This is a genomic window from Paracoccus sp. UBA5162 (genome assembly GCF_002413585.1).
Classification (GTDB): Bacteria; Pseudomonadota; Alphaproteobacteria; order Rhodobacterales; family Rhodobacteraceae; genus Paracoccus.
In genome coordinates this window covers 1-3,902 of sequence record NZ_DHXG01000080.1, presented here as the reverse complement: position 1 = coordinate 3,902, position 3,902 = coordinate 1, and the positions used below count along the sequence as shown (strand labels likewise).

Genomic DNA, 3,902 nt, shown 5'->3' with positions numbered 1-3,902 from the left:
GGCGGCCAAGGGGCTGGAAGCGGCGGTCGGCCGCACCAGCGTGTCGATGAAGGACAGCTTCGGCTGGGCCGGACAGGCCGGGGTCGACGTGGACATCAACCCCAGGATGTTCCTGAACTTCGACGTCAAATATATCGACATCGACACCACCGCGCGGCTCACCACCGCCGCCGCCGGCACGCAGAGGGTCAAGATGGACATCGACCCGCTGGTGTTCGGCGTCGGCTTTGGCTTGCGCCTCTGATCCTAACAGGCGCCAGCGGCGGACCGATTCCGCCGCTGACGCCTGAAGGCCTCTTTCCCGTAAGCGTTACGCCATCGGATTAGTTGCATTGGCGTGCAGGCTTATGCCGACTGTCGGCGCATCGTCCGCCGAACTCATCGTAAGAGCCAGGCTTCTGTGTGCTATAGACCGTAACGCGGATGATCCGGTCCGCTTCGGTACTGTCCACGCTCAGTATTTTCCCTCGTCAAGACCGCAGCTCCTCGAACAGATCGAGTTTCCGCATCAGCAGTTTCTCGCCTTCCAGCGCCAGAAACAGCACAAGCCCGACCAGCATGATCGCAACGCCATCGAGCAAGGAAAGCGGCCGCGTATCGAACATCTCGTTCATGACGGGGATGTACGTGAAGGCAAGCTGCGCCGTCGTCACTGCAGCGATCGCGATCAACACCGGGGGCGTGCCGAGGAGGCCGCGCAAGGTGAGCGAACGCATATGGAGATAGCGGACGGTGAAGAGATAGAAAATCTCCGCTACCACCAGCATGTTGACGACCATCGTTCGAGCGGTGGCAATGTCCTCGCCGCGAGCCTGCGCCCCGAAGAAGATCAGGAGAATGACCGCGGAGAACAGGCCCGACACCAGCAAGACCCGCCATAACAGGAATGGTGACAGGAGCGAGGCGTCAGCGCGGCGGGGTGGACGCTGCATCACTTCCGGCTCTGGCGGTTCGAAGGCGAGGGCCAGCCCCAGCGTCACAGAGGTCACCAAGTTGATCCAGAGGATCTGCGTCGCGGTCATGGGAAGCGCGAAGCCCGCCAGAATCGCTGCCACGATGACGATGGCTTCGCCCCCGTTGGTCGGCAGCGTCCAGGCGATGACCTTGCGGATATTGTCGTAGACCGTGCGGCCTTCGTGCACGGCCGCCACGATGGATGCGAAATTATCATCGAGCAGCACCATTTCCGATGCTTCCCGTGCCGCTTCGGTGCCGGCGACGCCCATGGCCGTGCCCACATCGGCCTGCTTGAGCGATGGTGCGTCGTTCACCCCGTCGCCGGTCATGGCGACGACGGCGCCGCGCGACTGAAGGGCGCGAACGATGCGGAGCTTATGTTCGGGGCTGGCGCGCGCGAAAACGCTGATAGTGTCCACCGTCTGCGCCAGTTCGGCATCGTCCATCCGCTCGACGTCGGCGCCGGACATCGCCTTGGGATCGTCGGCAAGATCGAGTTGGCGCGCTATGGCGCGGGCCGTCTCGATATGGTCGCCGGTGATCATCTTGACCGCGATACCTGCGGAACGGCATTCCGCGATGGCCCGGCGGGCCTCGTCGCGCGGCGGATCGATAAATCCCATGAGGCCCAGCATTCGGGCGGACTTCAAGTCCTCGAAGCGGATACGGTCCGGCGCGCCGGGCAGTGCCAGCATGGCGAAGCCCAGCAGCCGCTCACCCTGGCCGGCTGCTTGGGCGCCAAGCTGTTCCCAGCGGGCCGGATCGGCCTTAGGCTCCGCCAGCGCCAGCACCGCCTCCGGTGCGCCCTTGATGAAGACCACATGCTCGCCCGACGGCGCGCGATGCAGGGTCGCCATATAGCGATAGTCGGCATCGAACGGGATTTCATCCAAGCGCTTCCATTCGCGCGCGAGGTGGTCGGGGTCGAGGCCAGCCTTCCGGCCGAGCGCGATCAGCGCGCCCTCCATCGGATCGCCCGCCACGCTCCATTTGCCATCTTTGTGGTCGAGCCGCGCGTCGTTGCAGAGCATCCCGCAACGCAGGATGTCCGCCGCATCGGAAATAGCGGCCGCATCGTCGCCCTGGTCGGCGGTCAGAGCGCCTTCGGGCGCATAGCCGGAGCCGCTGACAGCCAGCGCGTAGGTGGCGGTGAAGACATGTCGCACCGTCATTTCGTTGCGGGTGAGGGTGCCCGTCTTGTCGGTGCAGATGACGGAGGTGGCACCGAGCGTCTCTACGGCGGGCAGCTTCCGGATGATCGCCTTTCGCGCGGCCATGCGCTGCACGCCGATCGCGAGCGTGATCGTAATCACGGCGGGCAGCCCTTCCGGGATCGCGCCCGCAGCAACCGCCACGACGGCAATAAGCGCGTCAGCCCAGTCGAACCCGCGCACCAGGACCGCAAAAGCCAAGAGGAAGAGCCCTGCACCAAGGATTGCAACGGTCAATTGCTGAGAGAAGCGGTTCATCTGGCGCAGCAATGGCGTGACCAGCGGGGGAACAGCGTGGAGCATGCCGCTGATTCTGCCGATTTCAGTACGGCTGCCCGTGGCTACAACAACGCCGATCGCTTGGCCTTTGGCCACCAGCGTTCCCGAAAATGCCATCGAAGATCTATCGCCGAGCGGCGCGTCTGCAGCGACCGGGTCTTCCCGTTTCTCGGCCGCCACGGATTCGCCGGTCAGGGCAGCCTCTTCGATCGCAAGGCCACGAGCGCGAAGCAGGCGCAGGTCGGCGGGCACGCGATCGCCCGGCTCCAGCGCAACGATATCGCCTGGAACGACGTTGGCGACGTCGATGGAAACGCGCATCCCGTCTCGCATGACCATGGCGTGAGGCGAGAGCAGTGCGCGCATCCCGCCCAGCGCCTGCTCGGCGCGCCCCTCCTGCACGAAGCCGACAATGGCGTTCACCAGGACGACAAGCAGGATCACGACCGCGTCGATCGCGTGATCGAGCAACAACGCGGTCAGGGCCGCGACGAACAAGAAGTAAATAAGTGGGTTGTGGAACTGTACGAGGAAACGGCGCAGCGGGTGAACCGGCGCTTCCTCCGGCAGACTGTTCGGTCCAGTTTCGGCGAGGCGGCGAGAGGCTTCATCCCCGCTCAGCCCGTCGGGCTGGGTGACAAAGGCGGCGAGCGTTTCGTCCGCGGTCGCACCATGCCAGGCGGATGACGCCGATGCCATCAGCACGCCGCCGCCGGACGGCCGACAACCAGCGTATCCTGTTTGATCCAGGTCAGCAGCGATGATGTCGTGCTGCCCAGCGTTGCATGGACAAAGCCGCTCACCCCGTGCGTGCCCAGAACCACCAGATCGGCGCCAGTGTCGTCGATCGCCTTTGCGATGACGCTGCCGGTTTCGCCTGCTTTCATATGAATATGCACGCGATCACGCACGGGCGCGGGTAGCGTTACGAGGAAGGCGTCCAACTGGGTTTGCGCTTCGCCTTGCACGAAAGCGCGCATTTCTGGCGAGTCCAGGCGGTTCGGAAACGGAATATGGTAGGAATGAACGAGATCGATCGCCGCCTCGGGAAAGAGCCGCGCCGCCGTCATCAGAGTCGTCCCGGAATGATCCGAAAGATCGACGGCGACCAGCATTCGCCGATAGTCGCCATGCGGTCTCTGCTTGACGATCAGCACCGGCGCGGGCGCATGGCGCAGAACATGGTCGACCGCCGTACCCAGGAAATAATCGCCCAGATGGTTGAAACGCGCCACGCCGGTGACGATGAGCGCGGCACCGATTTCAGCAGCCGTGCGGACGATTGTCTCCGGCGCCGATCCGACGGGCAGCATGACCTCCACATCCGCGTCCGGATCCGGAAGCGTGGCGCGAACGTCCGCGATGCCCACGCCGATCGTTGGGCGGGTGACGTGGACCACGTGCACGCGGTGGTGCCTACTTCGGCCCAGCGCGATTGCACGATCAACTGCGCGG

General features: G+C 64.5%; 3 protein-coding genes. 1 reads left to right on the top strand and 2 read right to left on the bottom strand.

Translation table 11 applies throughout. The features are described 5' to 3' along the window. On the top strand, positions 1-244 hold a 244-nt coding region (locus tag B4A72_RS13495), incomplete at its 5' end, for an OmpW/AlkL family protein (RefSeq protein ID WP_292978818.1). A 226-nt stretch (positions 245-470) separates the two neighbouring features. On the opposite strand, the gene B4A72_RS13490 is transcribed toward B4A72_RS13495, so the two are convergent. After that, positions 471-3,146, bottom strand: coding sequence for a cation-translocating P-type ATPase (locus B4A72_RS13490; RefSeq protein WP_292978820.1), 2,676 nt, complete (start codon positions 3,144-3,146; stop codon positions 471-473). After that, positions 3,146-3,902, bottom strand: a 757-nt coding sequence (locus B4A72_RS13485; RefSeq protein ID WP_292978816.1) for a universal stress protein, incomplete at its 5' end; no start/stop codon positions are given. The genes B4A72_RS13490 and B4A72_RS13485, both read right to left, overlap by 1 nt.

What these genes read in the sequence shown, in the direction of transcription:
- B4A72_RS13490 (WP_292978820.1), bottom strand. Translation starts at nt 3,146, where the DNA reads ATGGCATCGGCGTCATCCGCCTGGCATGGTGCGACCGCGGACGAAACG.